Here is a 25,521-nt window from a genome sequence, read left to right on the forward strand (position 1 = left end):
GCGCTGACTCTCGGCAACCGGTGCGACGGGAGTGGCGGGTTTGTTCACGGTCGAAGGATCCTCTACAACGCCACGTCGAGAAAGCCCGGCGCCTGGGCCAGGGCGAACGGGCTGAAGATCGCCCAGTTGCGTTCACGGGGGAAATGGCCCTGGACGAAGGGCGCCGCGGCGCGCAGCAAGGGCTGCGGTGGCGACAGCTCCAGACTGCTCAGGGCGAAGTGCTGAAGGCCAAGGACCTCGTCCACCAAGAGACCTGCGAACAGCTCCTCGTGATCCAGCACCAGCACCCGACGTTGCTTGCCCGCCACGGCCGGCCCCAGGCCAAAGAAGGCGCTCAGGTCCATCACCGGCAGCAGCCGGCCACGCAGGTTGGCCACACCACAGACCCAAGGCTGCACACCCGGGACCCGGCTGCTGCGCGGCTCATGCAAAACCTCGGCGACTTCGCCCATGGGGGCCACGAACCACTGCCCGGCAATGCGAAACCCAATGCCGCTCCACTGCTGCACACGGGTGTCCTGCAGGGGCTGGTCGGCCACCAGCAGGCGACAGCGCCGGTCGATGTCCAGCAACAGCTCGAAGGCGGTCAGCGACGCGCCATGGGGGCGGGTGGTCAAGCCTGGAGCACTTCTTTGAGTTTGCTGATCAGGGCCGCCTCGTCCACAGGCTTGGTCAGGAAGTCCCGCGCGCCCTGGCGCGTGGCCCAGACCCGGTCGGTCTCCTGGTCCTTGGTGGTGACCACGATCACCGGAATGGCCCGGGTCTCAGGGTCCTTGCTCAACTGGCGGGTGGCCTGGAAGCCATTCATGCCAGGCATGACGATGTCCATCAGCACTGCGTCGGGCTTTTCCTGGCGGGCCAGGGCCACGCCATCGGCGCCGTTGTCGGCCTTGAGCACCTGGTGGCCATGCTTCTCCAGCCAGGCGGTCAGTCTGTACATCTCTGTCGGCGAATCGTCGACGATCAAAACTCGGGCCATGCTGTTTCCCCATGAAAGGAAAAGAAGACGCCGCCAGGGTGGGCGGGGTCAGGGTGCGTGTTGTTCTTGCGCGACGAAACCGGGCACGTGGGCCCTGATCGCATCGAGCAGTTCTTCCTTGCTGAATGGTTTGGTCAGGAACTGGTCGGAGCCGACGACCCGGCCACGGGCCTTGTCGAACAGGCCATCGCGCGAGGACAGCAGGATGACCGGGGTGTCCTTGAAGGCGCTGTTCTGCTTGATCACCGCGCAGGTCTGGTAACCGTCCAGGCGAGGCATCAGCACATCGACGAAGATGACCTGGGGCTTGTGATCGACGATCTTGGCCAGGGCATCGAAACCATCACTGGCGGTGATCACCTCGCAGCCGGCCTCGCCGAGCAACATCTGCGCGGTGCGGCGGATCGTGCGCGAATCGTCGATCACCATCACCTTCAGGGGTTGTTCCATAGTTGCCTACCAGTGGAAATTAGCTGCACGTTGCAAGCATCAAGCTGCGAGAAAAAGCGGGCGACGCATGGCTGGCTTTTCTCAAGGCTTGTAGCTCAAGGCTTGCAGCTGCACTTTTAGCACACTCCGGATAGCCATTCCATCCGCCGAACCCCTTGACCACCGGCGCTCGCGGCGCCACCCTGAGCCACTTTTCTTTCGAATCACCGCGGCCCCGCGCCGCCAAGAGGAATCACCCCATGAGCGTTCGCCTCGGGATTGTCATGGACCCCATCGCGTCCATCTCCTACAAAAAGGACAGCTCGCTGGCCATGCTGCTGGCGGCCCAGGAACGTGGCTGGAGCCTGTTCTACATGGAGCAGCGCGACCTCTACCTGGGCGCAGGCCAGGCCCGAGCCCAGATGCGCCCGCTGAAGGTGTTCGCCGATCCGGCCCGCTGGTTCGAGCTAGGCGAGGAGCAGGACAGCGCCCTGAGCGAGCTGGATGTGATCCTGATGCGCAAGGATCCGCCGTTCGACATGGAGTTCGTCTACAGCACCTACCTGCTGGAGCAGGCCGAGCGCGAAGGCGTGCTGGTGGTCAACCGCCCGCAGAGCCTGCGCGATTGCAACGAGAAGCTGTTCGCTACTCGGTTCCCGCAGTGCATGGCCCCCACGCTGGTCAGCCGCCGCGTGGACATCCTGCGCGAGTTCGCCAACAGCCGTGGCGACGTGATTCTCAAGCCGCTGGACGGCATGGGCGGCGCCTCGGTGTTCCGCCATCGCAAGGACGACCCCAACCTGTCGGTGATCCTCGAGACCCTCACCCAGCACGGCACCCAGCAGATCATGGCCCAGGAGTACCTGCCGGAAATCAAGGACGGCGACAAGCGCATCCTGATGATCGACGGCGAGCCAGTGCCCTACTGCCTGGCGCGCATTCCGGCCAGCGGCGAGACCCGCGGCAACCTGGCCGCCGGCGGCCGTGGCGAAGCCCGCCCGCTGACCGAGCGCGACCGCTGGATCGCTGCCCAGGTCGGCCCGACCCTGCGCGAGAAGGGGCTGTTGTTCGTTGGCCTGGACGTGATCGGCGACTACCTCACCGAGATCAACGTCACCAGCCCGACCTGCATCCGCGAGATCGATACCGCCTACGACACCCACATCGGTGCCCAACTGATGGACGCCATTGATCGCAAGCTCAAGGCGCGCTGACCGAGGACACGTGGCAACGCCGCGCAGTGGGGTATGATGCGCAGCCGCAAGCTGTAAGCTGCAAGTACGTGCAGGCCTGCACCGAGCCGCTTTTACTTGAAGCTTGCAGCTTGTGACTCGAAGCTGCCTTTGGATACCTGATGACGCTGCCCGCCGACATCCCCGCCGACCTGCTGCCACCCCGCGTCCGCCCGGTGGACCGGCTCGGCTTCACCCTGTTCCTGGCTGCCTTGGTGCACCTGGCGCTGATCCTCGGCGTGGGTTTCTCCATCAGCAAGCCCAGTGAAATCCGCCACACCATGGACATCACCCTGGCTACCTTCAAGAGCGAGAAACCGCCCGAGAAGGCTGATTTCCAGGCCCAGGACAACCAGCAAGGCAGTGGCACCCTGGAAAAGAAAGCCGTGCCCAAGACCACCGAGGTCGCACCGTTCCAGGACAGCAAGATCAACAAGATCACTCCACCCCCGGCCGCCCGCCAGGAAACCCCGCCCGCCCCGCAGAAGTCCGCGGTGGCCACCAAGGCGCCGAAGGTGCAGAAGGTCGAGCCCAAACCCAAGGAAAGCAAAGCGCAGCCCAAGCCCCAGGCTGTGACGCCGGACTTCGACAGCTCGCAGCTCTCCAGCCAGATCGCCAGCCTCGAGGCGGAGCTGTCCAACGAACAGCAGCTGTATGCCAAGCGCCCACGCATCCATCGCCTGAACGCGGCCTCGACCATGCGCGACAAAGGCGCCTGGTACAAGGAAGAGTGGCGCAAGAAAGTCGAGCGAGTGGGCAACCTCAACTACCCGGAAGAAGCACGTCGCCAGCAGATCTACGGCAACTTGCGCATGATGGTCTCGATCAATCGCGACGGCTCGCTGTATGAAGTGCTGGTGCTCGAATCCTCAGGCCAGCCGGTGCTCGACCAGGCAGCCCAGCGCATCGTCCGCCTGGCCGCGCCGTTCGCGCCGTTCACGGGCGACCTGGCCGAGTTCGACCGCCTCGAAATCATCCGCACCTGGCGCTTTGCTCGGGGCGACCGCCTGTCCAGCAACTGATCGGCAGCCAGGGCAGCGGACTGCGCCGAGCGCATTGGCCGTTGCCACGCAAAACCTTGTAGGAGCGTGTTTACCCGCGAATGCTTGAGATCGAGCAATGACGTTGCCTTGCCGGACGCAGTCGCGGGTTAACCCGCGCCTACAGGGGGTCGCGCAAGCCTCAATGAGCACCTTGTCAGTCTCGCCACCTGACGCCACACTATCACTCATGAAAACCCTCAGCCCGAGCTACCTCAAGCATCAGTTCCTGATTGCCATGCCACACATGGTCGATCCGAACTTTGCCCAGACCCTCACCTACATCGTCGAGCACAACGCCAACGGCGCCATGGGCCTGGTGATCAACCGCCCGCAGGAGCTGAACCTGGCCGACATCCTGGAGCAGCTGCGCCCGGATGAGGAGCCGCCGGCCAGCACCCTGCAAGTCCCGATCTACCAGGGTGGCCCGGTGCAGACCGACCGCGGTTTCGTGCTGCATAGCAGCGACTGCAGCTATCAAGCCACGGTCGAGTTGCAGGGGCTGTCGCTCTCGACCTCCCAGGACGTGCTGTTCGCCATCGCCGAAGGCGTGGGGCCCAAGCAGAGCCTGATCACCTTGGGCTATGCCGGCTGGGAAGCCGGACAACTGGAGGCCGAGCTTGCCGACAACGCCTGGCTCAACTGCCCCTTCGACCCCGAGATCATCTTTGGCCTGGCCAGCGACCAGCGCCTGGAAGCAGCGGCCGCCAGCCTCGGGATCAAGCTCAGCCTGCTGACCAGCCAGGCGGGCCACGCCTGATGGCCGAGGTGCGCCTGCTGCTGGGCTTCGACTATGGCAGCAAACAGATCGGCGTGGCCGTCGGCCAGGTGGTCACCGGCCAGGCCCGCGAGCTGTGCACGCTCAAGGCCCAGAACGGCGTGCCGGACTGGGCCCAAGTGGAAAAACTCATCACCGAATGGAAGCCCGACGCCATCGTCGTCGGCCTGCCGCTGAACATGGACGGCACGCCCAGCGAGATGAGCGCCCGCGCCGAGAAGTTCGCCCGTCGCCTGCATGGCCGCTACAACCTGCCCGTGCACACCCATGACGAACGCCTGACCACCTTCGAAGCCAAGGGCGAGCAGATGGCCCGAGGCACGCGCCATGGCAGCTACCGCGACAACCCGGTCGATGCCATTGCCGCCGCCCTGCTGCTGCAAGGCTGGCTGGAGGCCAACACTTAAATCCGCTTTGCCGCCGGCCCAGCCCGGCGCCCCCTTCCGAGGAGCACGCAATGAGCCTACCCAATCCCGCCGACCTGATCCGGCAGATGGCCGTCGACCTTCGCGCCCACCTGGCCCGTCGCACTATCACCGAGCCACGTTTCATCGGCATCCGCACAGGCGGTGTGTGGGTAGCGCAGGCCCTGCAGCAGGCGCTGGGCGACAGCAGCCCGCTGGGCACCCTGGACGTGTCCTTCTACCGCGACGACTTCAGCCAGAACGGCCTGCACCCACAAGTGCGCCCCTCCGAACTGCCCTTCGAAATCGAAGGCCAGCACCTGGTGTTGGTGGATGACGTGCTGATGAGCGGTCGCACCATCCGCGCCGCGCTCAACGAACTGTTCGACTATGGCCGTCCGGCCAGCGTCACCCTGGTCTGCCTCCTGGACCTGGACGCCGGCGAATTGCCGATCCGCCCGAACGTGCTCGGCGCCACCTTGCAACTGGCGCCCACTGAACGGGTAAAATTGACCGGACCCGCACCGCTCGCCCTCGAGCGCCAGGACCTCGCCACCGCTTCCGCCCTTTAAGAGTCCCCCGCGATGACGCCATTCGACGCCAAGCGCCCGCTGCAGCTCAATGACCAGGGCCAGCTGCGCCACTTTCTCTCGCTCGACGGTTTGCCCCGCGAACTGCTGACCGAGATCCTCGACACCGCCGACTCCTTCCTGGAAGTCGGCGCCCGGGCCGTGAAAAAAGTCCCGTTGCTGCGCGGCAAGACCGTCTGCAACGTGTTCTTCGAAAATTCCACCCGTACCCGCACCACCTTCGAGCTGGCCGCCCAGCGCCTGTCGGCGGACGTGATCAGCCTGAACGTGTCGACTTCCTCGACCAGCAAGGGCGAAACCCTGTTCGACACCCTGCGCAACCTTGAGGCCATGGCCGCCGACATGTTCGTCGTGCGCCACTCCGACTCGGGCGCCGCGCACTTCATCGCCGAACACGTCTGCCCTGAGGTCGCGGTGATCAATGGCGGCGACGGCCGCCATGCGCACCCGACCCAAGGCATGCTCGACATGCTGACCATTCGTCGCCACAAGGGCAGCTTCGAGAACCTCTCGGTCGCCATCGTCGGCGACATCCTGCACTCGCGCGTGGCCCGCTCCGACATGCTGGCGCTCAAGGCCCTCGGCTGCCCGGACATCCGCGTGATCGGCCCCAAGACGCTGATTCCGGTGGGCATCGAGCAGTACGGGGTGAAGGTCTATACCGACCTGGCCCAGGGCCTCAAAGACGTCGACGTGGTGATCATGCTGCGCCTGCAGCGCGAGCGCATGGCCGGCGGCCTGCTGCCCAGCGAGGGCGAGTTCTACCGCCTGTTCGGCTTGACCACCGCGCGCCTGGCCGGTGCCAAGCCCGACGCCATCGTCATGCACCCCGGCCCGATCAACCGCGGGGTGGAGATCGAATCGGCCGTGGCTGACGGCCAGCACTCGGTGATCCTCAACCAGGTCACCTACGGCATCGCCGTGCGCATGGCCGTGCTGTCCATGGCCATGAGCGGCCAGGCCGCGCAACGTCAATTCGACCAGGAGAACGCCCAGTGACCATCAGCATTATCGGCGCCCGGGTCATCGATCCTGCCAGCGGCCTGGATACCATCACCGACCTGCACCTCGATGGCGGTCGCATCGCCGCCATCGGCGCAGCGCCTGCCAGCTTCAGCGCCACCCGCACGATCCAGGCCGATGGCCTGGTGGCAGCCCCGGGCCTGGTCGACCTCGGCGTCTCCCTGCGTGAGCCGGGCTACAGCCGCAAAGGCAACATCGCCAGCGAGACCCGCGCAGCGGTCGCCGGTGGCGTCACCAGCCTGTGCTGCCCGCCGCAGACCAAACCGGTGCTGGACACCTCGGCAGTCGCCGAACTGATCCTCGACCGCGCCCGGGAAGCGGCCAACAGCAAGGTCTACCCGATCGGCGCGCTGACCAAGGGCCTGGAAGGCGAGCAACTGGCCGAGCTGGTCGCCCTGCGCGACACCGGCTGCGTGGCCTTCGGCAATGGCCTGAAGGAAATCCCCAACAATCGCACCCTGGCACGCGCGCTGGAATATGCCGCCACCTTCGACCTGACCGTGGTCTTCCACTCCCAGGACCGCGACCTGGCCCAGGGCGGCCTGGCCCATGAAGGGCCAATGGCCAGCTTCCTCGGTTTGCCGGGCATCCCCGAGACGGCCGAGACCGTGGCCCTGGCGCGCAACCTGCTGCTGGTCGAGCAGACGGGCGTGCGGGCGCACTTCAGCCAGATCACCAGTGCCCGCGGCGCACGGCTGATCGCCCAGGCCCAGCAGCTTGGTTTGCCGGTCACCGCCGATGTGGCGCTGTACCAACTGATCCTCACCGACGAGGCCCTGCGCGACTTCTCCAGCCTCTATCACGTGCAGCCTCCGCTGCGCACCGCCGCCGACCGCGACGGCCTGCGCGAGGCCGTCAAGTCGGGTGTGATCCAGGCGATCTCCAGCCATCACCAACCCCACGAGCGTGACGCCAAGCTGGCACCGTTCGGCGCCACCGAGCCTGGGATCAGCAGCGTCGAAGTGCTGCTGCCATTGGCCATGACCCTGGTCGACGACGGCCTCCTCGACCTGCCGACCCTGCTGGCACGCCTCTCCAGTGGTCCGGCTGCGGCCATGCGCCTGCCGGCTGGCGAACTCAAGGTCGGCGCAGCGGCAGACCTGGTGCTGTTCGACCCGAATGCCTCCACCGTGGCGGGCGAGCAGTGGTATTCGCGCGGCGAGAACTGCCCGTTCATCGGCCACTGCCTGCCGGGCGCGGTGCGTTATACCTTGGTCGACGGGCACGTCTGCCACGAGGCCTGACAGACCGCGTCGCCTTTTTCGCGGGTAAACCCGCTCCCACAGGGGCCTCGATACCCCTGTGGTAGCGGGTTTACCCGCGAATGCCGCAACGCAAATGGTCCTGCTCCAGCGTAACCACTCATCCCCCACGGTTGAAATCCTTCCCCCCACCCCCATATGAGTCTGCAACAGGCATTTTCGCCCCGCTGCGTGGAGACTCTCCCTTGACTACCATCGTTTCAGTCCGCCGCCACGGCAAAGTCGTCATGGGTGGCGACGGCCAGGTTTCCCTCGGCAACACCGTGATGAAGGGCAACGCGAAGAAAGTCCGTCGCCTGTACCACGGCCAGGTCATCGCCGGCTTCGCCGGTGCTACCGCCGACGCCTTCACTCTGTTCGAGCGTTTCGAAGGCCAGCTGGAGAAACACCAGGGCCACCTGATCCGCGCCGCCGTGGAGCTGGCCAAGGAGTGGCGTACCGACCGCTCCCTGAGCCGCCTGGAAGCCATGCTCGCCGTGGCCAACAAGGACGCCTCCCTGATCATCACCGGCAACGGTGACGTGGTCGAGCCCGAAGACGGCCTGATCGCCATGGGTTCCGGTGGTGCCTACGCCCAGGCCGCCGCCCGCGCCCTGCTCAACAAGACCGACCTCTCGGCCCGCGAGATCGCCGAGACCGCCCTGAACATCGCCGGCGACATCTGCGTGTTCACCAACCACAACCTGACCATCGAGGAGCAGGACCTGGCCGAGTGATCAGCTGTTCTGGCGCCCTGTCCCGGTGACAGGGCTTTTCCACGCTGACTTACTCTGATCAAGGACCATTTTCATCATGTCCATGACCCCCCGCGAGATCGTTCACGAACTCAACCGCCACATCATTGGCCAGGACGACGCCAAGCGCGCCGTGGCCATCGCCCTGCGCAACCGCTGGCGCCGCATGCAACTGCCGGCCGAGCTGCGCGCCGAGGTCACTCCCAAGAACATCCTGATGATCGGCCCCACCGGCGTGGGCAAGACCGAAATCGCCCGTCGCCTGGCCAAGCTGGCCAACGCGCCGTTCCTCAAGGTCGAAGCCACCAAGTTCACCGAAGTGGGCTACGTTGGCCGTGACGTCGAATCGATCATCCGTGACCTGGCCGATGCCGCGCTGAAAATGCTCCGCGAGCAGGAGATCATCCGCGTGCGCCACCGCGCCGAGGACGCCGCCGAGGACCGCATCCTCGACGCCCTGCTGCCTCAAGCCCGGGTCAGCAGCTTCGCCGAGGAAGCCTCGCAATCGAGCAGCGATTCCAACACCCGCCAGCTGTTCCGCAAGCGCCTGCGCGAAGGCCAGCTGGATGACAAGGAAATCGAGATCGAAGTGGCCGAGTCCATGGGCGTCGAGATTGCCGCGCCGCCCGGCATGGAAGAGATGACCAATCAGCTGCAAAGCCTGTTCGCCAACATGGGCAAGGGCAAGCGCAAGGCGCGTAAGCTCAAGGTCAAGGAAGCGCTGAAGATGGTCCGTGACGAGGAAGCCAGCCGCCTGGTCAACGAGGAAGAACTCAAGGCCAAGGCCCTGGAAGCGGTCGAGCAGCACGGCATCGTGTTCATCGACGAGATCGACAAAGTGGCCAAGCGTGGCAACGTCGGCGGTGCCGATGTCTCCCGCGAAGGTGTCCAGCGCGACCTGCTGCCGCTGATCGAAGGCTGCACCGTCAACACCAAGCTGGGCATGGTCAAGACCGACCACATCCTGTTCATCGCCTCCGGTGCGTTCCACCTGAGCAAGCCGAGCGACCTGGTGCCCGAACTGCAAGGCCGCCTGCCGATCCGCGTTGAGCTCAAGGCGCTGACCCCGGAAGACTTCGAGCGCATCCTGCAGGAGCCGCACGCCTCGCTCACCGAGCAATACCGCGAGTTGCTCAAGACCGAAGGCCTGAACATCGAGTTCGCCGCCGACGGCATCAAGCGCCTGGCCGAGATCGCCTATCAGGTCAACGAGAAGACCGAGAACATCGGCGCACGCCGCCTGCACACCCTGCTCGAGCGCCTGCTCGAAGAGGTGTCGTTCAGCGCGGGCGACCTGGCCAGCGCCCATGACGAAGCGCCGATCCGCATCGACGCGGCCTACGTGAACAGCCACCTCGGTGAGCTGGCGCAGAACGAAGACCTGTCGCGCTACATCCTGTAAGCCCAGCGTCGCCTTCTTCGCGGGTAAACCCGCCCCCACAAGGATTGCAGTGACCTTGTGGGAGCGGGTTTACCCGCGAATGGGCCCTTGAATCCCTCCACAAGAAGCTGGAAGCTTGCCTCATCAGCTCCCGAGAGATTCCACGCCATGGCCCGCCTGCCCACCGCCATCAACCTGCACAAAGCCTCCAAGACCCTCAGCCTCACCTACGCCCCCGGCGAGGTCTATCACTTGCCCGCCGAATTCCTACGGGTGCACTCCCCCTCCGCCGAGGTCCAAGGCCACGGCAATCCGATCCTGCAGTTCGGCAAGATCAACGTCGGCCTCACAGGCCTGGAGCCTGCCGGTCAATACGCCCTGAAGCTGGTCTTCGACGATGGCCACGACAGCGGTCTGTTCACCTGGGAGTACCTCGAGCAACTGTGCCTGCGCCAGGAGCAGCTGTGGGCCGAGTACCTCGATGAGCTGCACAAAGCCGGAAAATCCCGGGATCCGGCCGAATCCGTCGTCAAACTCATGCTCTAGTGCAAGACTTCCACGCTTTAGAGCGCGTTTTCTAATCTCATCTGTTTGAATGCCTTACAGACAGCTCATGCGCGAGCTGTCTTGCGCATTACATGAAAGTCGGGTAACCAATGGAGCTGGCAAGTTCCCTGCATCGCCGAACGCGCGGTCAGGGTCTGGCCGGTATGTAGAGGTCGCGAGCGAAAGCAGGCTGTCTTCACACGCAGAAAACCCCGCAGCTCATCGCCTGACGCATCCGGTCGCAGCACCGCTGTTTCTTATCACTGGTCACCCGAGCAGTAGTACCGGGCAATCGTCTGTGTACCCGCCACAGCCAACCGGTACTCGTCTCAGGACAACGGAGCGTCGTAGATGAGTAACAAGAACAACGATGAGTTGCAGCGACAGGCCTCGGAGAACACCTTGGGCCTGAACCCGGTCATCGGCATTCGTCGCAAGGATCTGCTGACGTCGGCACGCACCGTCCTGCGCCAGACCGTTCGCCAGCCGCTGCACAGCGTCAAGCATGTGGCGCACTTTGGCCTGGAACTCAAGAACGTGCTGCTGGGCAAATCCAGCCTGCAGCCCAGTGGCGACGACCGTCGCTTCAACGACCCGGCCTGGAGCCAGAACCCGCTGTATCGCCGCTATCTGCAGACCTACCTGGCCTGGCGCAAGGAGCTGCAGGACTGGATCGGCAACAGCGACCTTTCCCCCCAGGATGTCAGCCGCGGGCAGTTCGTCCTCAACCTCATGACCGAAGCCATGGCGCCGACCAATACCCTGGCCAACCCGGCAGCGGTGAAGCGCTTCTTCGAGACCGGCGGCAAGAGCCTGCTCGATGGTCTGTCCAACCTGGCGAAGGATTTGGTCAACAACGGCGGCATGCCCAGCCAGGTGAACATGGACGCCTTCGAGGTGGGCAAGAACCTCGGCACCAGCGAAGGGGCCGTGGTGTACCGCAACGACGTGCTGGAACTGATTCAGTACAGCCCCATCACCGAGCAGGTGCACGCCCGTCCGCTGCTGATCGTGCCGCCGCAGATCAACAAGTTCTACGTCTTCGACCTAAGCCCGGAAAAGAGCCTGGCGCGCCATTGCCTGCGCTCGAACCAGCAGACCTTCATCATCAGCTGGCGCAACCCCACCAAGGCTCAACGCGAATGGGGTCTGTCGACCTACATCGATGCGCTCAAGGAAGCCGTGGACGCAGTGTTGTCGATCACCGGCAGCAAGGATCTGAACATGCTTGGTGCCTGCTCCGGCGGCATCACCTGCACCGCACTGGTCGGCCACTACGCGGCCCTGGGCGAGAACAAGGTCAACGCCCTGACCCTGCTGGTCAGTGTGCTGGACACCACCATGGACACCGAGGTCGCGCTGTTCGTCGACGAGCAAACACTCGAAGCCGCCAAGCGCCACTCCTACCAGGCTGGCGTGCTAGAAGGCAGCGACATGGCCAAGGTGTTCGCCTGGATGCGCCCGAACGATTTGATCTGGAACTACTGGGTCAACAACTACCTGCTCGGCAACGAGCCGCCGATCTTTGACATCCTGTTCTGGAACAACGACACCACGCGCCTGCCCGCCGCCTTCCACGGCGACCTGATCGAAATGTTCAAGAACAACCCACTGACCCGCGCCGACGCCCTGGAAGTGTCCGGCACCGCCATCGACCTGAAGAAGGTCCACTGCGACATCTACAGCGTCGCCGGTACCGCCGACCACATCACCCCGTGGCAGTCCTGCTATCGCTCGGCACACCTGTTCGGCGGCAAGATCGAGTTCGTGCTGTCCAACAGCGGGCATATCCAGAGCATCCTCAACCCGCCCGGCAACCCAAAGGCACGCTTCATGACCGGTGAAGACCGGCCGGACGATCCGGTGGCCTGGCAGGAGAATGCGATCAAGCACGCCGACTCCTGGTGGCTACACTGGCAAGCCTGGCTGGGCGAACGCGCCGGTGAACTGAAAAAAGCGCCGACCCGCTTGGGCAACCGCGCCTACAGCGCGGGCGAAGCGGCACCGGGCACGTACGTCCACGAACGATGAGACCTGTCGCCATGGCCGCCCGCCGGCGCCATGGCGCTTTATTGACCTAGAGTTTCGCGCATGCCGCAACCCTACATATTCAGGACAGTCGAGCTGGACAACCAGTCCATTCGCACCGCGGTCCGCCCTGGCAAGCCGCACCTGACGCCCTTGCTGATCTTCAACGGCATCGGCGCCAACCTGGAGCTGGTGTTCCCGTTCATCGAGGCGCTGGACCCGGACATCGAGGTCATCGCCTTCGATGTGCCGGGTGTCGGCGGCTCGTCCACGCCCAGTCGCCCCTACCGCTTCCCGGGCCTGGCCAAGCTGACCGCGCGCATGCTCGACTACCTCGACTATGGCCAGGTCAATGTGATCGGCGTGTCCTGGGGCGGCGCCCTGGCCCAGCAGTTCGCCCACGACTATCCCGAGCGGTGCAAGAAACTGATCCTGGCCGCGACCGCCGCCGGGGCCTTCATGGTGCCGGGCAAGCCCAAGGTGCTGATGATGATGGCCAGCCCCCGGCGCTATGTGCAGCCCTCCCATGTGATCCGCATCGCCCCGCTGATCTATGGCGGTGGTTTTCGCCGCGACCCTGACCTGGCCCTGCACCACGCGGCCAAAGTGCGCTCCGGCGGCAAGACCGGCTACTACTGGCAACTGTTCGCCGGCCTCGGCTGGACCAGCATCCATTGGCTGCACAAGCTCCAGCAGCCGACCCTGGTGTTGGCCGGCGATGATGACCCATTGATCCCTCTGATCAACATGCGCCTGCTGGCCTGGCGCATCCCCAACGCACAGTTGCACATCATCGACGATGGGCATTTGTTCCTGATTACACGGGCCGAGGCCGTGGCGCCGATCATCATGAAATTCCTCCAGCAGGAGCGCCAGCGCGCGGTCATGCACCCGCGCCCGGCCCCAGGCCCTGGCGGCTGAACCTGGCCCACCGGTGGTGATGGTTACGCGATACGAACGTGGATGAAGCCTTACGACGGAGTGTGGGATGAAAGACAAACCGGTAAAAGGGACGACACCGGTCCCCGCCACGAGCATCAATGTGCAAAACGCGATCACGGGCCTGCGCGGACGCGATCTGTTCTCGACGCTGCGCAATGTCGGCCGCCTTGGCCTGCGCAACCCCTTGCACACCGCCCATCACCTGCTGGCCTTGGGCGGTCAGCTGACGCGAGTGATGCTCGGCGACGCCCCCCACCAGCCCCACCCGCGCGACAGCCGCTTCAGCGACCCGACCTGGAGCCAGAATCCCTTCTACCGTCGCGGGCTGCAGGCCTACCTGGCCTGGCAGAAACAGACCCGCCAATGGATCGAGGAAAGCGCGCTGGACGATGATGACCGCGCCCGGGTGCACTTTCTGTTCAACCTGCTCAACGACGCCCTGGCACCGAGCAACTCGCTGCTCAACCCTCTGGCGGTCAAGGAAATCTTCAATACCGGCGGCCTGAGCCTGGTCCGCGGCGTGGCGCACCTGCTCGACGACCTGCGTCATAACGATGGCCTACCGCGCCAGGTGGACGAGCGCGCCTTCGAAGTGGGCGTGAACCTCGCCGCCACGCCGGGCGCCGTGGTGTTTCGCAACGAGCTGCTGGAACTGATCCAGTACAAGCCAATGAGTGAAAAACAGTACGCTCGGCCGCTGGTGATCATTCCGCCGCAAATCAACAAGTACTACATCTTCGACCTGGGGCCGACCAACAGCTTCGTGCAGTACATGCTGAAGAACGGCCTGCAGGTGTTCATGATCAGCTGGCGCAATCCCGACCCACGTCACCGCGAGTGGGGACTGTCGAGCTATGTGGAGGCGCTGGAAGAGGCCCTCGTCGCCTGCCGCAGCATCAGCGGCAGCCGCGACCCCAACCTGATGGGTGCCTGTGCCGGTGGCCTGACCATGGCCGCCCTGCAGGGCCACTTGCAGGCCAAGGGCCAATTGCGTCGGGTGCGCAGCGCCACCTACCTGGTCAGCCTGCTGGACAGCCAGTTCGACAGCCCCGCGAGTCTGTTCGCCGACGAGCAGACCATCGAGGCCTCCAAACGCCGCTCCTACCAGCGTGGCGTACTCGATGGCGGCGAAGTGGCGCGGATCTTCGCCTGGATGCGGCCCAACGACCTGATCTGGAACTACTGGATCAACAACTACCTGCTGGGCAGGACACCGCCGGCCTTCGACATCCTTTACTGGAACGCCGACAACACCCGCCTGCCCGCTACGTTCCATGGCGAGTTGCTGGACTTCTTCAAGCTCAACCCGTTGACCTACCCGAACGGCATGCAGGTATGCGGCACACCGATCGACCTGGCACAGGTGACCTTGGACAGTTTCACCGTCGCCGGCAATAACGATCACATCACCCCGTGGGATGCGGTGTACCGCTCGGCGCTGCTGCTCGGTGGCAAGCGCCGCTTCGTGCTGGCCAACAGCGGCCATATCCAGAGCATCATCAATCCGCCTGGCAATCCCAAGGCGCATTTCCTGGATAACCCCAGGCTGTCCAGCGACCCACGCGCCTGGGTGCATGACGCCACACGTCACGAAGGCAGCTGGTGGCCCCAGTGGCTGGAGTGGATCGGCCAGCGCTCCGGTCGCCTGAAGGCGCCCGGCACCGAACTTGGCAACGCCAGCTACCCACCGCTGGGCCCGGCACCGGGCACCTATGTCAGGGCGCGCTGAGACGATGAAGACCCGCGACCGTATCCTCGAATGCGCCCTGAAGCTGTTCAACTGCCAGGGCGAACCCAACGTCTCGACCCTGGAGATCGCCAACGAACTGGGCATCAGCCCAGGCAACCTCTATTACCACTTCCATGGCAAGGAACCGCTGGTGCTGGGGTTGTTCGAGCGCTTCGAGGAAGCGCTCATGCCGCTGCTCGACCCGCCTTTGGGGGTGCGCCTGGACGCTGAGGACTACTGGCTGTTCCTGCACCTGATCGTCGAGCACATGGCCCAGTACCGGTTTCTGTTCCAGGACTTGTCGAACCTGACCGGACGCCTACCGAAACTGGCCCGCGGCATGCGCAGCCTGATCAACGCCCTCAAGCGCACCCTCGCGGCCCTGCTGGCAAGCCTCAAGAGTCAAGGTCTTGTGATCAGCGAGACGCAGGCGCTGGGACAACTGGTGGAACAGATCACCCTGACCTTGATGTTCTCGCTCGATTACCAGCGGGTACTCGGCCGTGAGGGAGACGTGGGCATCGTGGTGTACCAAGTGATGATGCTGGTGGCGCCGCATTTGGTGGGGCCTGCACGCGAGGCTGCGGAACAACTGGCGGGGAAGTACCTGGAGGGGTAAGACGCAGGCGATGCGTTGGTCGGGCTGACGCATTCGCGGGTAAACCCGCTTCCACAAGGTCCAACGTTGCCCCGGGGACAGCGGGTGTACCGGCGAAAAGAGCAACGCGGCGCGGGCTGACGCCGTCGCAGGTCAAGCCCACTCCCACAGGGCTGGACGCTGAACCTGTGGGAGCGGGTTTACCCGCGAATGGGGCGACGCGGTATCAGGCCTGGGTAGCGGCGTTCACCGGTGCCGATGGCGTGCTGCTGGCCGGCGCAGCGGCGGGTGCCGGAGCGGCGGTCGCAGCGGGAGCCGCACTGGCGGCAGGAGCTGCTGGCTTGGCGGCCGCGGGTTTGGCCGGTGCTTTCCTCACCGCAGGCTTCTTCGCCGCAGCGGGTTTGGCCGCAGGTTTGGCGGCGGTCGCCTTGGCAGCCGGTTTTGCCGCAGCGGTCTTCGTCGCGGGCTTGGCAGCGGCCTTGGCTACAGGCTTCGCAGCCGCCGGCTTGGCGGCCGGTTTCGCAGCAGCAGTCTTCGCCGCAGGCTTGGCGGCAGCCTTGGCCAGGGGCTTGGCGGCGGTCTTGCTGGCGGCAGCCTTCGACACAGGCGTCACCGATGCACCGGTGAGTTTCTCGATCTGCTTGGTGAGGCTATCGACCTGCTGGTGCAATGCCTTGATCTCGTTGCGGCTCGGTACACCCAGGCGCGAGATGGCGCTGTTCAGGCGCTTGTCGAACGCTTCCTCCAGTTCGCTCCACTTACCCAGCGCGCGCTCTTTCACGTCGGAGACGCGCGAAGAGGTGGACGACTTGGCGCTCTCTTTCACGTCGTCGACATTCTTCTTGGCTTGTTTTTCGGCCTTTTCACCATCCTTGACCAGCGACTCGAACAGCTTCGGGCCGTCCTGGTCGATCTTGGAATAGATACCCAGGCCAGCCAGCCAGATCTTGCGGGAATACTTCTCGATCCCGCCGACCCAGGAGCTGCCTTCTTTCTCGGTGTTCTTCTTGCCAGCCATCCTGCTCTCCTTATGGTTTGCGCGCGACACGCTCGAGCAACTCGGTCAGCTGTTCGAGTTTGATGGACAACGCTTCAACGTCATGTTTAGACGGAATGCCGAGGCGATTCAAGGCACGGGCGACCCGCGCATCGAAAGCTTTTTCGATCTTGTCGAGTTGAACCTCGACCTTGCCCCGTACACGGCTCACCTGCTCGGTCGCTTCGCCGAGCGGGTTGTTCGCAGCATCGAGCTGTTGATCGACGCGTTTCTTGCCACGCTTCTCGACGCCTTCGCCGGCCTTGACCAGCTCCTTGAGGTACTCCGAGCCCTCCTGGCCGACGCGGGCATAGGCACCCAGGCCTGCCAGCCAGATCTTGCGCGCGTAGCCGCGCACCTCGCCCAGGGTGCTGCCCGGGGCGTCGTCTTTTTTCTTCAGATTCACTTTGGCCATGCTCTGCACCTCACTCACGTGTGGGAATGGAGGAACTGCCCATGGAATGCGGGCTTGAGCATAAGGTAGGGAGGAAAATTAGAATTCTCACCCTAAGAGCAGCTGCAAGCAAAAGAACCGTGCACGGCTCTTTTGCTTGCAACTTGAAACATGCAGCGGGCGTCAGGCCAGGGCCTTGTCCAGGGCCCGTTCGATCTCGCCCTTGATGGTGCCGCTCATCATCGACAGCATCATGCCCAGCTTGAGTTCCACGCGGATGGTGTCATCGCCGATGTGCACGCTGCCGTTGGCGCCGCTGCGCGACACATCGACGCGGTCGCCCTGCCAGTTGGCCTTGAGGTCGTATTCGCGGGTCAGCCGCTCTACCAGTGCCTCGGCCTTGGCGCGGGCGGCCTCACGGCCGAGGGAGTGTTTGCGTTCAACGCTGATCTGGGTCATGCGGGTAATCCTGGATATCAACACAATGAACCCATTATGCCCGCGCCCATCCAACGGAGCACCCCGCCAAGACAAATCCGCCCGTTGCCCCTAGAATGGCCGTAATTTTTTCCGGTGAAGCGATATGAACGACCAGCGCAAAGGCGACCACGCCGAACCCACCACCCATTTCGGCTACCAAAACGTCCCTGAGAGCCAGAAGGCCAAGAAAGTCGCCGAGGTTTTCCACTCGGTGGCCGCCAAGTACGACCTGATGAACGATGTGCTCTCCGGCGGCATGCACCGCCTGTGGAAGCGCTTCACCATCGAGCTGTCGGGCGTTCGCAGTGGCAACCGGGTGCTGGACATCGCAGGTGGCACGGGCGATCTGGCCGCCAAGTTTTCGCGCCTTGTAGGCCCCACCGGCCAGGTGGTGCTCGCCGACATCAACGAGTCGATGCTCAAGGTCGGCCGTGACCGTCTGCTCGACCGCGGCGTGGCCGGCAACATCGAGTTCGTCCAGGCCGACGCCGAGAAGCTGCCGTTCCCGGACAACCACTTCGACTGCGTGACCATCGCCTTTGGCCTGCGCAACGTCACCCACAAGGACGAAGCCATCCGCTCGATGCTGCGCGTGCTCAAGCCGGGCGGCCGCCTGCTGGTGCTGGAGTTCTCCAAGCCGACCAACAAGCTGATGTCCAAGGCCTACGACGCCTACTCATTCGCCTTCATGCCACTGGCCGGCAAGCTGATCACCAACGATTCGGAAAGCTACCGCTACCTGGCCGAATCGATCCGCATGCACCCCGACCAGGAAACCCTCAAGGCCATGATGGTCGAGGCCGGCTTCGACCGCGTCACCTATCACAACATGACCAGCGGCATCGTCGCCGTGCATCGGGGAATCAAACCCTGATGCTCCTGGCCGGCCTGCTCGCTAGCGTCGAGCACGGGCTCAACCGGGTCCTGCGCATGGACAGCACGGCCTTGCCACGCCTGGCCGCGCTCGAAGGCAAGGTGATCGAGATCGATTGCCGCCAGCCGGCCTTGCAGTTGTACATCCTGCCCGATGAAGAAGGCCTGATGCTCGCCGCCCACTGGGAAGGCGAGGTCGATTGCAGCCTGCGCGCCCCGGCCGGCAGCCTGGCCCAACTGGCCTTTGCCAAGGACAAGAACGCCGTGCTGCACAGCCCGCAGGTCGAGTTGCATGGCGACAGCGCCGTGCTGCTGGACCTGGTCGGCGTGCTCCAGGACCTGGAGCTGGACTGGGAGTACGAGCTCTCGCGCTGGCTGGGGCCAGTCGCCACCGCACTGGTTGCCGGGCACCTGCGCCTGCGCGCCCGCTGGACCCGCCAGGGCCTCTCACGCTTCAGCCAGAACCTCTCCGAGTACCTGGCCGAGGAGTCCCGTACCCTGGTCGGCCGGCGCGAAGCCGAAGCGGCCTTCAGTGAGCTCGATACCCTGAAAGTCGATATTGAACGCCTCGAGGCGCGCCTGCGCCGCCTCACCCGATCCCTTGATACCAGCGATAACGCATGAAGCTGCTCGCCGTCCGCCGTCTGTTGCGCATCCAGCGCGTCGTGATCCGCTACCGCCTCGATGACCTGCTGTTCGACCTCCCCCTGCCCTGGTGGCTGATGAGCCTGCGGGCCCTGCTGCCCTGGCGCTGGTTCCCGCGCAAGCCATCCGAGCTCAGCCGTGGCGCGCGCCTGCGCATGGCCTTGCAGGACTTGGGGCCGATCTTCATCAAGTTCGGCCAACTGCTTTCCACCCGCCGCGACCTGCTGCCCACCGACATCGCCGATGAGCTGATGCTGCTGCAGGACCGCGTGCCGCCGTTCGACCCCAAGCACGCGGTGGCCCTGATTGAAGAGCAGCTCGGCGCCAAGGTCAGCGAAGTGTTCAGCCGCTTCGATGTCGAACCCCTGGCCTCGGCGTCGGTGGCCCAGGTGCATGCCGCACGCCTCAAGAGTGGCGAAGAGGTCGTGGTGAAGGTCGTGCGTCCAGGCCTCAAGCCAGTGATCGCCCAGGACCTGGCCTGGTTGTTCCTGATCGCCAAGGGCGCCGAGCGGGTTTCCGCCGACGCCCGCCGACTGCACCCGGTGGAAGTCGTCAGCGACTACGAAAAGACCATCTTCGACGAGCTCGACCTGCTGCGCGAGGCCGCCAACGCCAGCCAGTTGCGTCGCAACTTCGAAGGTTCGGAACTGATGTACGTGCCCCAGGTGTACTGGGACTGGTGCCGCCCCAAGGTGCTGGTGATGGAGCGCATCTATGGCGTGCCGGTCACCGACCTTGCCACCCTGGCCGACCAGCGCACCGACATGAAGCTGCTCGCCGAGCGGGGCGTGGAGATCTTCTTCACCCAGGTGTTCCGCGACAGCTTCTTCCACGCCGACATGCACCCGGGCAACATCTTCGTCAGCACGGTCAAGCCCTGGAGCCCGCAGTACATTGCCATCGACTGCGGCATCGTCGGCAGCCTCACCTCCGAGGACCAGGATTACCTGGCACGCAACCTGATCGCCTTCTTCAAGCGCGACTACCGGCGCGTCGCCCAACTGCACATCGATTCAGGCTGGGTGCCGGCGCAGACCAAGGTCAATGAGTTCGAGGCGGCGATCCGTACCGTGTGCGAACCGATCTTCGAGAAGCCGCTCAAGGACATCTCCTTCGGCCAGGTGCTGATGCGCCTGTTCCAGACCGCCCGGCGCTTCAACATGGAAGTCCAGCCGCAGTTGGTCCTGCTGCAGAAGACCTTGCTCAACATCGAAGGCCTGGGCCGACAGCTCTACCCCGACCTGGACCTGTGGAGCACCGCCAAACCCTATCTGGAGCGCTGGATGCGTGATCGCATGAGCCCCAAGGCGGTGTTCGGCAACCTGCAAAGCCAGGTGGAACAACTGCCGCACCTGGCCGACATGACCCGCGACCTGCTCGAACGCCTGTCGCAACCGCACCTGAACGATCCACAGCTGCCGGAGCGCCGTCGCCAGGGCGACCGCTGGGCCTTGCGTCTGCTCGGTGCCGGCCTGCTCGGCGGTGGCGCCACCCTGGCGGCCGGGGCTGTCAGCCTCAGCGCGCCGGCAGCCTGGCCGGCCTGGCTGATGCTGGCGGCCGGGCTCTACCTGATCGTGCGCCAATAGCCAGCCGCGCGGCTGGCTGGCACACTAGCGCAAGGGGCCCGACACAGGCGCGGGTCCAGATTTGGAGTCGACGATGAAAGACTGGCTGGACGAGATCAAGTGGAACAGCGATGGCCTGGTGCCGGCGATCGCCCAAGACCACAAGACCGGACGCGTATTGATGATGGCCTGGATGAACCGCGAATCCCTGGCCCTGACCGCCGCCGAGCAACGCGCCATCTACTGGTCGCGCTCACGTGGCAAGCTGTGGCGCAAGGGCGAGGAGTCCGGCCATGTGCAGAAGCTGCATGAGATGCGCCTGGACTGCGATGCCGACGTGATCATCCTGATGGTCGAGCAACTGGGTCATATCGCCTGCCACACCGGCCGCGAGAGCTGCTTCTATCGCGTCTTCGAAGACGGCCAGTGGAAAACCGTCGACCCGGTCCTCAAGGACCCGGATGCCATCTACAGCGCAGGACACTGACATGAGCGACACCCTCAACCGCCTCGCCGAAGTACTCGAACAACGCAAGCAAGCGGCGCCTGACAGCTCCTACGTGGCCAGCCTGTATCACAAGGGGCTGAACAAGATTCTCGAGAAGCTTGGCGAAGAGTCCGTCGAAACCATCATCGCCGCCAAGGACGCCGCCATCAGCAAGGATTGCAGCGATGTCATCTACGAAACCGCCGACCTGTGGTTTCATAGCCTGGTGATGCTCAGCGCGCTGGGCCAGCACCCCCAGGCCGTGCTCGATGAACTGGAGCGCCGCTTCGGTCTTTCCGGGCATGACGAGAAGGCCGCACGCCAGCCTTCTGCCTGATGTATTCCCTGGGCGCAGCGCGTCCCTGTGGGAGCGGGTTTACCCGCGAAGAATGCAACGCGGTGTATGGCTCCGGCTTTGCCGGTGCTCGCGGGTGAACCCGCTCCCACAGGGACCGCGCTGCCAGAAAAATTCGCTGTACCTGTAAATTTCAGGAGTACGAAATGGGCATTTTTGACTGGAAACACTGGATCGTCCTGCTGGTTGTCGTGGTCCTGGTCTTCGGCACCAAGAAGCTGAAGAACCTGGGCAGCGACCTGGGCGAATCGATCAAGGGCTTTCGCAAGGCCATGAACGAGGAGGAAAACAAACCGGCCGAGCAAACCCCACCACCGGTCCAGCCCGCCGCTCCCGTGCAGAACACCGCCCAACAGCCCCAGGGCCAGACCATCGAAGGCCAGGCCCAGCCGGTCCAAGAGCCGCAGCGGAAAGACTGACCCATGTTCGGCATCAGCTTCAGCGAGCTGCTGCTCGTCGGCCTGGTCGCCCTGCTGGTGCTCGGTCCCGAGCGCCTGCCCGGCGCCGCGCGTACCGCAGGCCTGTGGATCGGTCGGCTCAAGCGCAGCTTCAACGCCATCAAGACCGAAGTCGAGCGCGAGATCGGTGCCGATGAAATCCGCCGCCAGTTGCACAACGAGCAGATCCTGCAGATGGAGGAACAGGCCAAGCGCATCCTCGATCCGACCAGGCCTGCCACGCCGTCCATCGGCAGCAGCGAAACACCGGCGGCGCCCCCTGCAGCCCCTGGCAGCAGCGCCCCGGTTTCCCCAGCCGCCCCCACTGAGCCGCCGCAGCCGCCACGAGCCCCATGAGCGATAGACCGGAACACGACCAGCCGATGCCGCTGGTCTCGCACCTGACCGAACTGCGCACCCGCCTGCTGCGCTGCGTAGCCGCCATCTTCCTGATCTTCGCCGGGCTGTTCTCCTTTGCCCAGCAGATCTACACCCTGGTCTCGGCCCCCCTGCGCTCGCACTTGCCGGCCAATGCGACGATGATCGCCACCGATGTGGCGTCGCCGTTCCTGACGCCGTTCAAGCTGACGATGATCGTCTCGCTGTTCCTGGCCATCCCGTTCATCCTCCAGCAAATCTGGGGCTTCATTGCACCGGGGCTGTACCGCCACGAAAAGCGCATCGCCATTCCATTGCTGGTTTCGAGCATCATCCTGTTCTATGCCGGCATGGCGTTCGCCTATTTCCTGGTGTTTCCGCTGATTTTCGGTTTCTTCGCCAGCGCAACGCCCGAGGGCGTGTCGATGATGACGGATATCTCCAGTTACCTGGACTTCGTCATGACCCTGTTCTTCGCCTTCGGCGTCGCCTTCGAGATCCCGGTGGCGGTGGTGCTCTTGGTGTGGATCGGCGTGGTCGATGTGCAGTACCTGAAGAAGGTCCGCCCCTACGTCATCATCGGCTGCTTCGTGGTCGGCATGATCCTGACCCCGCCGGACATCTTCTCCCAGACCCTGCTCGCCGTGCCCATGTGGATGCTCTTCGAGGTCGGTGTGCTGTGCGGCAGCCTGATCCGCAAGCGCAGCCAGGCCGAAGAAGCGGCCTCGGATGACCATAACGACCAACCGCCAGCGACCCAACCGTGAACCTGCTGTTACTGGAAGAGGCAGATTTCATCGCGGCCGACCGCGTAGTGCTGGCCGACCGGCGCTTCACCCATATGCAGGAAATCCATGGCGTCGAAGTGGGCGATACCCTGCGCGTCGGTCAGGTCAATGGCCGGATGGGCAAGGCCACGGTGCTGCGCCTGGCAGGCCACGAGGCCGAGCTGCAAGTGGCCTTCGACCAGCCGCCACCGTCCAAGCTGCCGCTGACCCTGGTGCTGGCCGTGCCACGCCCGAAAATGCTTCGTCGCCTGTTCCAGACCGTCGCCACCCTGGGGGTGCCCCGGCTGATCCTGGTCAACAGCTACAAGGTCGAGAAGAGCTTCTGGCAGACCCCCTTCCTGAACCCCGAGACGATCCGCGAGAACCTGATCCTGGGCCTTGAGCAGGCACGCGACACCGTGCTGCCCGAGGTCATCATCGAGAAGCGGTTCAAGCCCTTCGTCGAAGACCGTCTGCCCGCCATCGCCGCCGGCACCCTTGGCCTGGTCGCTCATCCAGGCCCCTACCCGGCCTGCCCACGCGCCGTGGAGTCGCCAGTGACCCTGGCCATCGGCCCGGAAGGCGGGTGGATCCCCTACGAAGTCGACCTGCTGGGCAAAGCAGGCCTGGCGCCGGTGCAACTGGGCGATCGTATCCTGCGCGTGGAGACCGCCGTGACGGCATTGCTGTCGCGAATTTTCTGACGAGCGGGTCAAGCACCGCCCATCAAGTTTCCCCCGGGCAAGCCGATGGCCTTGGAAGCATGACAAAATGCTACCAAGCTACCGGGGGAGTGAAGCATGTATCGATGGTTTGCCCAGTCTCTGGGGAACATGAGCGTCAATCGCAAGTTGGGCTTTGGCTTCGGCCTGGTGTTGCTGCTGACCCTGGCGATTACCGCCACAGGCTGGACCGGCATCGACAATGTCACCCACCGCGGCGACAAGCTGGGCAACATTTCACTGATCTACCAGAGCACCCAGGATCTGCGTATAGCCCGCCTGAACTATACGACCCGTCACGATCAGGCCTCGCTCACCGAACTGGACACAACCCTGAACAAGCTCGAGAAGCAAGTGCAATCGATGCTTGGGCAGATCGAACAGCCTGTCGACCACCAGCGTCTGCAACAGCAATTGGAGGCTGTGCGCCAATACCGCCAAGGCTTCGAGCAGCTCAAGCAAGCCGACCAGCGCCGCTCGACGCAACCTGACAGCGCACAAACCGCCAGCGAGCAGGCCCTACAGCACATGGCCGCGCAAGGCACTGTGCTGCTGGAATCCAGCGAAGCCATGACCGAGTCGCAAACCAAGGTCCGCGATGATGGCACCCGCCAAGCCAAGCGCATGCTGGCCGGCGCCACCGCCTTGGCGCTGCTGCTTGGCCTGCTGGCAGCCTGGACCATCACTCGCCAGATCATCGTACCGCTGCGCCAGACCCTCGCCGCCGCCGAGCGTGTGGCCAGTGGCGACCTCAGCCAAGACGATCAACCGATCGAGCGCCATGACGAGCTGGGGCAGTTGCAAGCCAGCATGCAGCGCATGAACCAGGGGCTGCGCACGCTGATCAGCGGCATCGGCGACGGCGTTACCCAGATCGCCAGCGCGGCAGAGGAGCTGTCGGCGGTCACCGAACAGACCAGCGCCGGGGTCAACAACCAGAAAGTCGAGACCGATCAGGTCGCCACGGCCATGAACCAGATGACCGCTACGGTGCACGAGGTCGCCCGCAGCGCCGAGCAGGCGTCTGAAGCGGCGCTGATGGCCGACCAGCAGGCCCGTGAAGGCGATCGCGTAGTCGGTGAGGCGATTGCCCAGATCGAGCGCCTGGCCAGCGAAGTGGTCAACTCCAGCGAGGCCATGAACCAGCTCAAGGCCGAGAGCGACAAGATCGGCAGCGTGCTGGACGTGATCAAGTCGGTGGCCCAGCAGACCAACCTGCTGGCCCTCAACGCCGCCATCGAGGCCGCCCGCGCAGGCGAAGCCGGTCGTGGTTTCGCCGTGGTCGCCGACGAGGTGCGTAGCCTCGCCCAGCGCACCCAGCAATCGACCGAGGAGATCGAGGAGCTGATCGCCAGCCTGCAAAGCGGCACCCAGCGGGTCGCCGGGGTGATGGATGGCAGCCGCGCCCTGACCGACAGCAGCGTCGAACTGACCCGTCGCGCCGGAGGCTCTCTGGAAACCATCACCCGCACCGTCTCGTCGATCCAGGCGATGAACCAGCAGATCGCCACGGCAGCGGAACAACAGAGCGCCACGGCTGAAGAGATCAACCGCAGCGTGATGAACGTGCGCGATATCTCCGACCAGACATCGGCGGCCAGCGAAGAGACGGCAAGCTCCAGCGTCGAATTGGCGCGGTTGGGGACGCACCTTCAGGGGCTGGTCGCACGCTTCCGGCTGTAAAGCA

General features: G+C 64.5%; 30 protein-coding genes. 24 read left to right on the forward strand and 6 right to left on the reverse strand.

The window, feature by feature from the left end:
- Positions 1–62 precede the first annotated feature (62 nt).
- Genes IEC33019_RS21830 through IEC33019_RS21840 form a run of 3 tightly spaced genes read right to left on the reverse strand, consistent with a single transcriptional unit; the run spans position 63 to position 1,429 of the window.
- Positions 63–617: a chemotaxis protein CheW gene (locus tag IEC33019_RS21830; RefSeq protein WP_070090566.1), complete on the reverse strand. Its 555-nt coding sequence runs from the start codon at positions 615–617 to the stop codon at positions 63–65.
- Positions 614–979 carry a twitching motility response regulator PilH gene (pilH, locus tag IEC33019_RS21835; protein ID WP_070090567.1) on the reverse strand — a complete coding sequence of 122 codons (366 nt, stop codon included), beginning with the start codon at positions 977–979 and terminating at the stop codon, positions 614–616. Before pilH ends, IEC33019_RS21830 begins: the two co-directional genes overlap by 4 nt.
- A 48-nt stretch (positions 980–1,027) precedes the next feature.
- Positions 1,028–1,429 (reverse strand): response regulator, encoded by a 402-nt coding sequence (locus IEC33019_RS21840; protein ID WP_070090568.1) that lies wholly within the window; start codon positions 1,427–1,429, stop codon positions 1,028–1,030.
- Positions 1,430–1,668: 239 nt separating this feature from the next.
- Here IEC33019_RS21840 and gshB point away from each other — a divergent pair, with 239 nt between their 5' ends.
- From gshB to IEC33019_RS21910, 14 genes are all read left to right on the forward strand, one after another.
- Entirely contained in the window at positions 1,669–2,622 is a 954-nt protein-coding gene (gshB, locus tag IEC33019_RS21845; RefSeq protein ID WP_070090569.1) for a glutathione synthase, read from the forward strand.
- Between the two features lie 140 nt (positions 2,623–2,762).
- A complete protein-coding gene (locus IEC33019_RS21850; RefSeq protein WP_070090570.1) occupies positions 2,763–3,662 on the forward strand; it encodes an energy transducer TonB in 900 nt (299 codons plus the stop codon).
- A 208-nt stretch (positions 3,663–3,870) separates the two neighbouring features.
- Complete coding sequence (locus IEC33019_RS21855; RefSeq protein ID WP_070090571.1) at positions 3,871–4,440, forward strand: YqgE/AlgH family protein; 570 nt, start codon at positions 3,871–3,873, stop codon at positions 4,438–4,440.
- A complete protein-coding gene (gene ruvX, locus IEC33019_RS21860) occupies positions 4,440–4,865 on the forward strand; it encodes a Holliday junction resolvase RuvX (protein WP_070090572.1) in 426 nt (141 codons plus the stop codon). The genes IEC33019_RS21855 and ruvX overlap by 1 nt, the downstream gene beginning before the upstream one ends.
- 50 nt (positions 4,866–4,915) lie before the next feature.
- Complete coding sequence (gene pyrR / locus IEC33019_RS21865; protein ID WP_070090573.1) at positions 4,916–5,434, forward strand: bifunctional pyr operon transcriptional regulator/uracil phosphoribosyltransferase PyrR; 519 nt, start codon at positions 4,916–4,918, stop codon at positions 5,432–5,434.
- Between the two features lie 12 nt (positions 5,435–5,446).
- Positions 5,447–6,451: an aspartate carbamoyltransferase catalytic subunit gene (locus IEC33019_RS21870; protein WP_070090574.1), complete on the forward strand. Its 1,005-nt coding sequence runs from the start codon at positions 5,447–5,449 to the stop codon at positions 6,449–6,451.
- A complete protein-coding gene (locus tag IEC33019_RS21875) occupies positions 6,448–7,719 on the forward strand; it encodes a dihydroorotase (RefSeq protein WP_070090575.1) in 1,272 nt (423 codons plus the stop codon). The genes IEC33019_RS21870 and IEC33019_RS21875 overlap by 4 nt, the downstream gene beginning before the upstream one ends.
- 203 nt (positions 7,720–7,922) lie before the next feature.
- Entirely contained in the window at positions 7,923–8,453 is a 531-nt protein-coding gene (gene hslV / locus IEC33019_RS21880) for an ATP-dependent protease subunit HslV (RefSeq protein ID WP_043207181.1), read from the forward strand.
- A 76-nt stretch (positions 8,454–8,529) separates the two neighbouring features.
- Complete coding sequence (gene hslU, locus IEC33019_RS21885) at positions 8,530–9,873, forward strand: ATP-dependent protease ATPase subunit HslU (RefSeq protein WP_070090576.1); 1,344 nt, start codon at positions 8,530–8,532, stop codon at positions 9,871–9,873.
- Positions 9,874–10,020: 147 nt separating this feature from the next.
- Complete coding sequence (locus IEC33019_RS21890) at positions 10,021–10,398, forward strand: gamma-butyrobetaine hydroxylase-like domain-containing protein (protein ID WP_070090577.1); 378 nt, start codon at positions 10,021–10,023, stop codon at positions 10,396–10,398.
- A gap of 351 nt (positions 10,399–10,749) precedes the next feature.
- Positions 10,750–12,429, forward strand: coding sequence for a class II poly(R)-hydroxyalkanoic acid synthase (gene phaC / locus IEC33019_RS21895; RefSeq protein ID WP_070090578.1), 1,680 nt, complete (start codon positions 10,750–10,752; stop codon positions 12,427–12,429).
- A gap of 60 nt (positions 12,430–12,489) precedes the next feature.
- On the forward strand, positions 12,490–13,347 hold the full coding sequence (gene phaZ / locus IEC33019_RS21900) for a poly(3-hydroxyalkanoate) depolymerase (protein WP_043207169.1): 858 nt from the start codon (positions 12,490–12,492) through the stop codon (positions 13,345–13,347).
- 67 nt (positions 13,348–13,414) lie between these two features.
- Positions 13,415–15,097, forward strand: a complete 1,683-nt coding sequence (gene phaC / locus IEC33019_RS21905) for a class II poly(R)-hydroxyalkanoic acid synthase (RefSeq protein WP_099593911.1) — start codon at positions 13,415–13,417, stop codon at positions 15,095–15,097.
- Between the two features lie 4 nt (positions 15,098–15,101).
- Entirely contained in the window at positions 15,102–15,716 is a 615-nt protein-coding gene (locus tag IEC33019_RS21910) for a TetR/AcrR family transcriptional regulator (RefSeq protein ID WP_070090580.1), read from the forward strand.
- A 205-nt stretch (positions 15,717–15,921) separates the two neighbouring features.
- Here the strand turns inward: IEC33019_RS21910 and IEC33019_RS21915 are convergent, their stop codons facing one another.
- The 3 genes from IEC33019_RS21915 to IEC33019_RS21925 form a co-directional block, all read right to left on the reverse strand.
- Positions 15,922–16,713, reverse strand: a complete 792-nt coding sequence (locus IEC33019_RS21915) for a phasin family protein (protein ID WP_070090581.1) — start codon at positions 16,711–16,713, stop codon at positions 15,922–15,924.
- Between the two features lie 10 nt (positions 16,714–16,723).
- Positions 16,724–17,146 (reverse strand): phasin family protein, encoded by a 423-nt coding sequence (locus IEC33019_RS21920; protein ID WP_070090582.1) that lies wholly within the window; start codon positions 17,144–17,146, stop codon positions 16,724–16,726.
- Positions 17,147–17,308: 162 nt separating this feature from the next.
- Complete coding sequence (locus IEC33019_RS21925) at positions 17,309–17,584, reverse strand: polyhydroxyalkanoic acid system family protein (RefSeq protein WP_070090583.1); 276 nt, start codon at positions 17,582–17,584, stop codon at positions 17,309–17,311.
- Positions 17,585–17,708: 124 nt separating this feature from the next.
- Between IEC33019_RS21925 and ubiE the strand changes: the two genes are divergently transcribed.
- The 10 genes from ubiE (at position 17,709) to IEC33019_RS21980 (ending at position 25,517) form a co-directional block, all read left to right on the forward strand.
- Positions 17,709–18,479 (forward strand): bifunctional demethylmenaquinone methyltransferase/2-methoxy-6-polyprenyl-1,4-benzoquinol methylase UbiE, encoded by a 771-nt coding sequence (ubiE, locus tag IEC33019_RS21930; protein WP_043207154.1) that lies wholly within the window; start codon positions 17,709–17,711, stop codon positions 18,477–18,479.
- Positions 18,479–19,102: a ubiquinone biosynthesis accessory factor UbiJ gene (locus tag IEC33019_RS21935; RefSeq protein ID WP_070090584.1), complete on the forward strand. Its 624-nt coding sequence runs from the start codon at positions 18,479–18,481 to the stop codon at positions 19,100–19,102. Before ubiE ends, IEC33019_RS21935 begins: the two co-directional genes overlap by 1 nt.
- Complete coding sequence (gene ubiB / locus IEC33019_RS21940; RefSeq protein ID WP_070090585.1) at positions 19,099–20,709, forward strand: ubiquinone biosynthesis regulatory protein kinase UbiB; 1,611 nt, start codon at positions 19,099–19,101, stop codon at positions 20,707–20,709. The genes IEC33019_RS21935 and ubiB overlap by 4 nt, the downstream gene beginning before the upstream one ends.
- Before the next feature lie 73 nt (positions 20,710–20,782).
- Positions 20,783–21,175: a phosphoribosyl-AMP cyclohydrolase gene (gene hisI, locus IEC33019_RS21945; RefSeq protein WP_027592414.1), complete on the forward strand. Its 393-nt coding sequence runs from the start codon at positions 20,783–20,785 to the stop codon at positions 21,173–21,175.
- A 1-nt stretch (position 21,176) separates the two neighbouring features.
- Entirely contained in the window at positions 21,177–21,512 is a 336-nt protein-coding gene (locus IEC33019_RS21950; protein ID WP_070090586.1) for a phosphoribosyl-ATP diphosphatase, read from the forward strand.
- A 164-nt stretch (positions 21,513–21,676) separates the two neighbouring features.
- A complete protein-coding gene (locus IEC33019_RS21960) occupies positions 21,677–21,949 on the forward strand; it encodes a twin-arginine translocase TatA/TatE family subunit (protein WP_070090587.1) in 273 nt (90 codons plus the stop codon).
- Between the two features lie 3 nt (positions 21,950–21,952).
- Entirely contained in the window at positions 21,953–22,324 is a 372-nt protein-coding gene (gene tatB, locus IEC33019_RS21965) for a Sec-independent protein translocase protein TatB (RefSeq protein ID WP_070090588.1), read from the forward strand.
- A complete protein-coding gene (gene tatC, locus IEC33019_RS21970; RefSeq protein WP_070090589.1) occupies positions 22,321–23,112 on the forward strand; it encodes a twin-arginine translocase subunit TatC in 792 nt (263 codons plus the stop codon). Before tatB ends, tatC begins: the two co-directional genes overlap by 4 nt.
- Positions 23,109–23,816, forward strand: a complete 708-nt coding sequence (locus tag IEC33019_RS21975; protein WP_070090590.1) for a 16S rRNA (uracil(1498)-N(3))-methyltransferase — start codon at positions 23,109–23,111, stop codon at positions 23,814–23,816. Before tatC ends, IEC33019_RS21975 begins: the two co-directional genes overlap by 4 nt.
- A gap of 96 nt (positions 23,817–23,912) precedes the next feature.
- Positions 23,913–25,517, forward strand: coding sequence for a HAMP domain-containing methyl-accepting chemotaxis protein (locus tag IEC33019_RS21980; RefSeq protein ID WP_070090591.1), 1,605 nt, complete (start codon positions 23,913–23,915; stop codon positions 25,515–25,517).
- The last annotated feature ends 4 nt before the right edge of the window (positions 25,518–25,521 follow it).

Source organism: Pseudomonas putida (genome assembly GCF_002741075.1).
In the GTDB taxonomy this organism is placed as follows: Bacteria; Pseudomonadota; Gammaproteobacteria; order Pseudomonadales; family Pseudomonadaceae; genus Aquipseudomonas; species Aquipseudomonas putida_T.

Excerpts from the sequence above, each read along its gene's own strand:
- ruvX (WP_070090572.1), top strand. The coding sequence starts at position 4,440 with ATGGCCGAGGTGCGCCTGCTGCTGGGCTTCGACTATGGCAGCAAACAG.
- IEC33019_RS21935 (WP_070090584.1), top strand. The coding sequence starts at position 18,479 with ATGCTCCTGGCCGGCCTGCTCGCTAGCGTCGAGCACGGGCTCAACCGG.
- IEC33019_RS21950 (WP_070090586.1), top strand. The coding sequence starts at position 21,177 with ATGAGCGACACCCTCAACCGCCTCGCCGAAGTACTCGAACAACGCAAG.
- IEC33019_RS21840 (WP_070090568.1), bottom strand. The coding sequence starts at position 1,429 with ATGGAACAACCCCTGAAGGTGATGGTGATCGACGATTCGCGCACGATC.
- gshB (WP_070090569.1), top strand. The coding sequence starts at position 1,669 with ATGAGCGTTCGCCTCGGGATTGTCATGGACCCCATCGCGTCCATCTCC.
- tatB (WP_070090588.1), top strand. The coding sequence starts at position 21,953 with ATGTTCGGCATCAGCTTCAGCGAGCTGCTGCTCGTCGGCCTGGTCGCC.
- pyrR (WP_070090573.1), top strand. The coding sequence starts at position 4,916 with ATGAGCCTACCCAATCCCGCCGACCTGATCCGGCAGATGGCCGTCGAC.
- phaZ (WP_043207169.1), top strand. The coding sequence starts at position 12,490 with ATGCCGCAACCCTACATATTCAGGACAGTCGAGCTGGACAACCAGTCC.
- hisI (WP_027592414.1), top strand. The coding sequence starts at position 20,783 with ATGAAAGACTGGCTGGACGAGATCAAGTGGAACAGCGATGGCCTGGTG.
- IEC33019_RS21920 (WP_070090582.1), bottom strand. The coding sequence starts at position 17,146 with ATGGCCAAAGTGAATCTGAAGAAAAAAGACGACGCCCCGGGCAGCACC.
- ubiE (WP_043207154.1), top strand. The coding sequence starts at position 17,709 with ATGAACGACCAGCGCAAAGGCGACCACGCCGAACCCACCACCCATTTC.
- pilH (WP_070090567.1), bottom strand. The coding sequence starts at position 979 with ATGGCCCGAGTTTTGATCGTCGACGATTCGCCGACAGAGATGTACAGA.
- IEC33019_RS21870 (WP_070090574.1), top strand. The coding sequence starts at position 5,447 with ATGACGCCATTCGACGCCAAGCGCCCGCTGCAGCTCAATGACCAGGGC.
- phaC (WP_070090578.1), top strand. The coding sequence starts at position 10,750 with ATGAGTAACAAGAACAACGATGAGTTGCAGCGACAGGCCTCGGAGAAC.
- IEC33019_RS21850 (WP_070090570.1), top strand. The coding sequence starts at position 2,763 with ATGACGCTGCCCGCCGACATCCCCGCCGACCTGCTGCCACCCCGCGTC.
- phaC (WP_099593911.1), top strand. The coding sequence starts at position 13,415 with ATGAAAGACAAACCGGTAAAAGGGACGACACCGGTCCCCGCCACGAGC.
- IEC33019_RS21910 (WP_070090580.1), top strand. The coding sequence starts at position 15,102 with ATGAAGACCCGCGACCGTATCCTCGAATGCGCCCTGAAGCTGTTCAAC.
- IEC33019_RS21960 (WP_070090587.1), top strand. The coding sequence starts at position 21,677 with ATGGGCATTTTTGACTGGAAACACTGGATCGTCCTGCTGGTTGTCGTG.
- IEC33019_RS21980 (WP_070090591.1), top strand. The coding sequence starts at position 23,913 with ATGTATCGATGGTTTGCCCAGTCTCTGGGGAACATGAGCGTCAATCGC.
- IEC33019_RS21915 (WP_070090581.1), bottom strand. The coding sequence starts at position 16,713 with ATGGCTGGCAAGAAGAACACCGAGAAAGAAGGCAGCTCCTGGGTCGGC.
- hslU (WP_070090576.1), top strand. The coding sequence starts at position 8,530 with ATGTCCATGACCCCCCGCGAGATCGTTCACGAACTCAACCGCCACATC.
- IEC33019_RS21925 (WP_070090583.1), bottom strand. The coding sequence starts at position 17,584 with ATGACCCAGATCAGCGTTGAACGCAAACACTCCCTCGGCCGTGAGGCC.
- IEC33019_RS21890 (WP_070090577.1), top strand. The coding sequence starts at position 10,021 with ATGGCCCGCCTGCCCACCGCCATCAACCTGCACAAAGCCTCCAAGACC.
- IEC33019_RS21855 (WP_070090571.1), top strand. The coding sequence starts at position 3,871 with ATGAAAACCCTCAGCCCGAGCTACCTCAAGCATCAGTTCCTGATTGCC.
- ubiB (WP_070090585.1), top strand. The coding sequence starts at position 19,099 with ATGAAGCTGCTCGCCGTCCGCCGTCTGTTGCGCATCCAGCGCGTCGTG.
- tatC (WP_070090589.1), top strand. The coding sequence starts at position 22,321 with ATGAGCGATAGACCGGAACACGACCAGCCGATGCCGCTGGTCTCGCAC.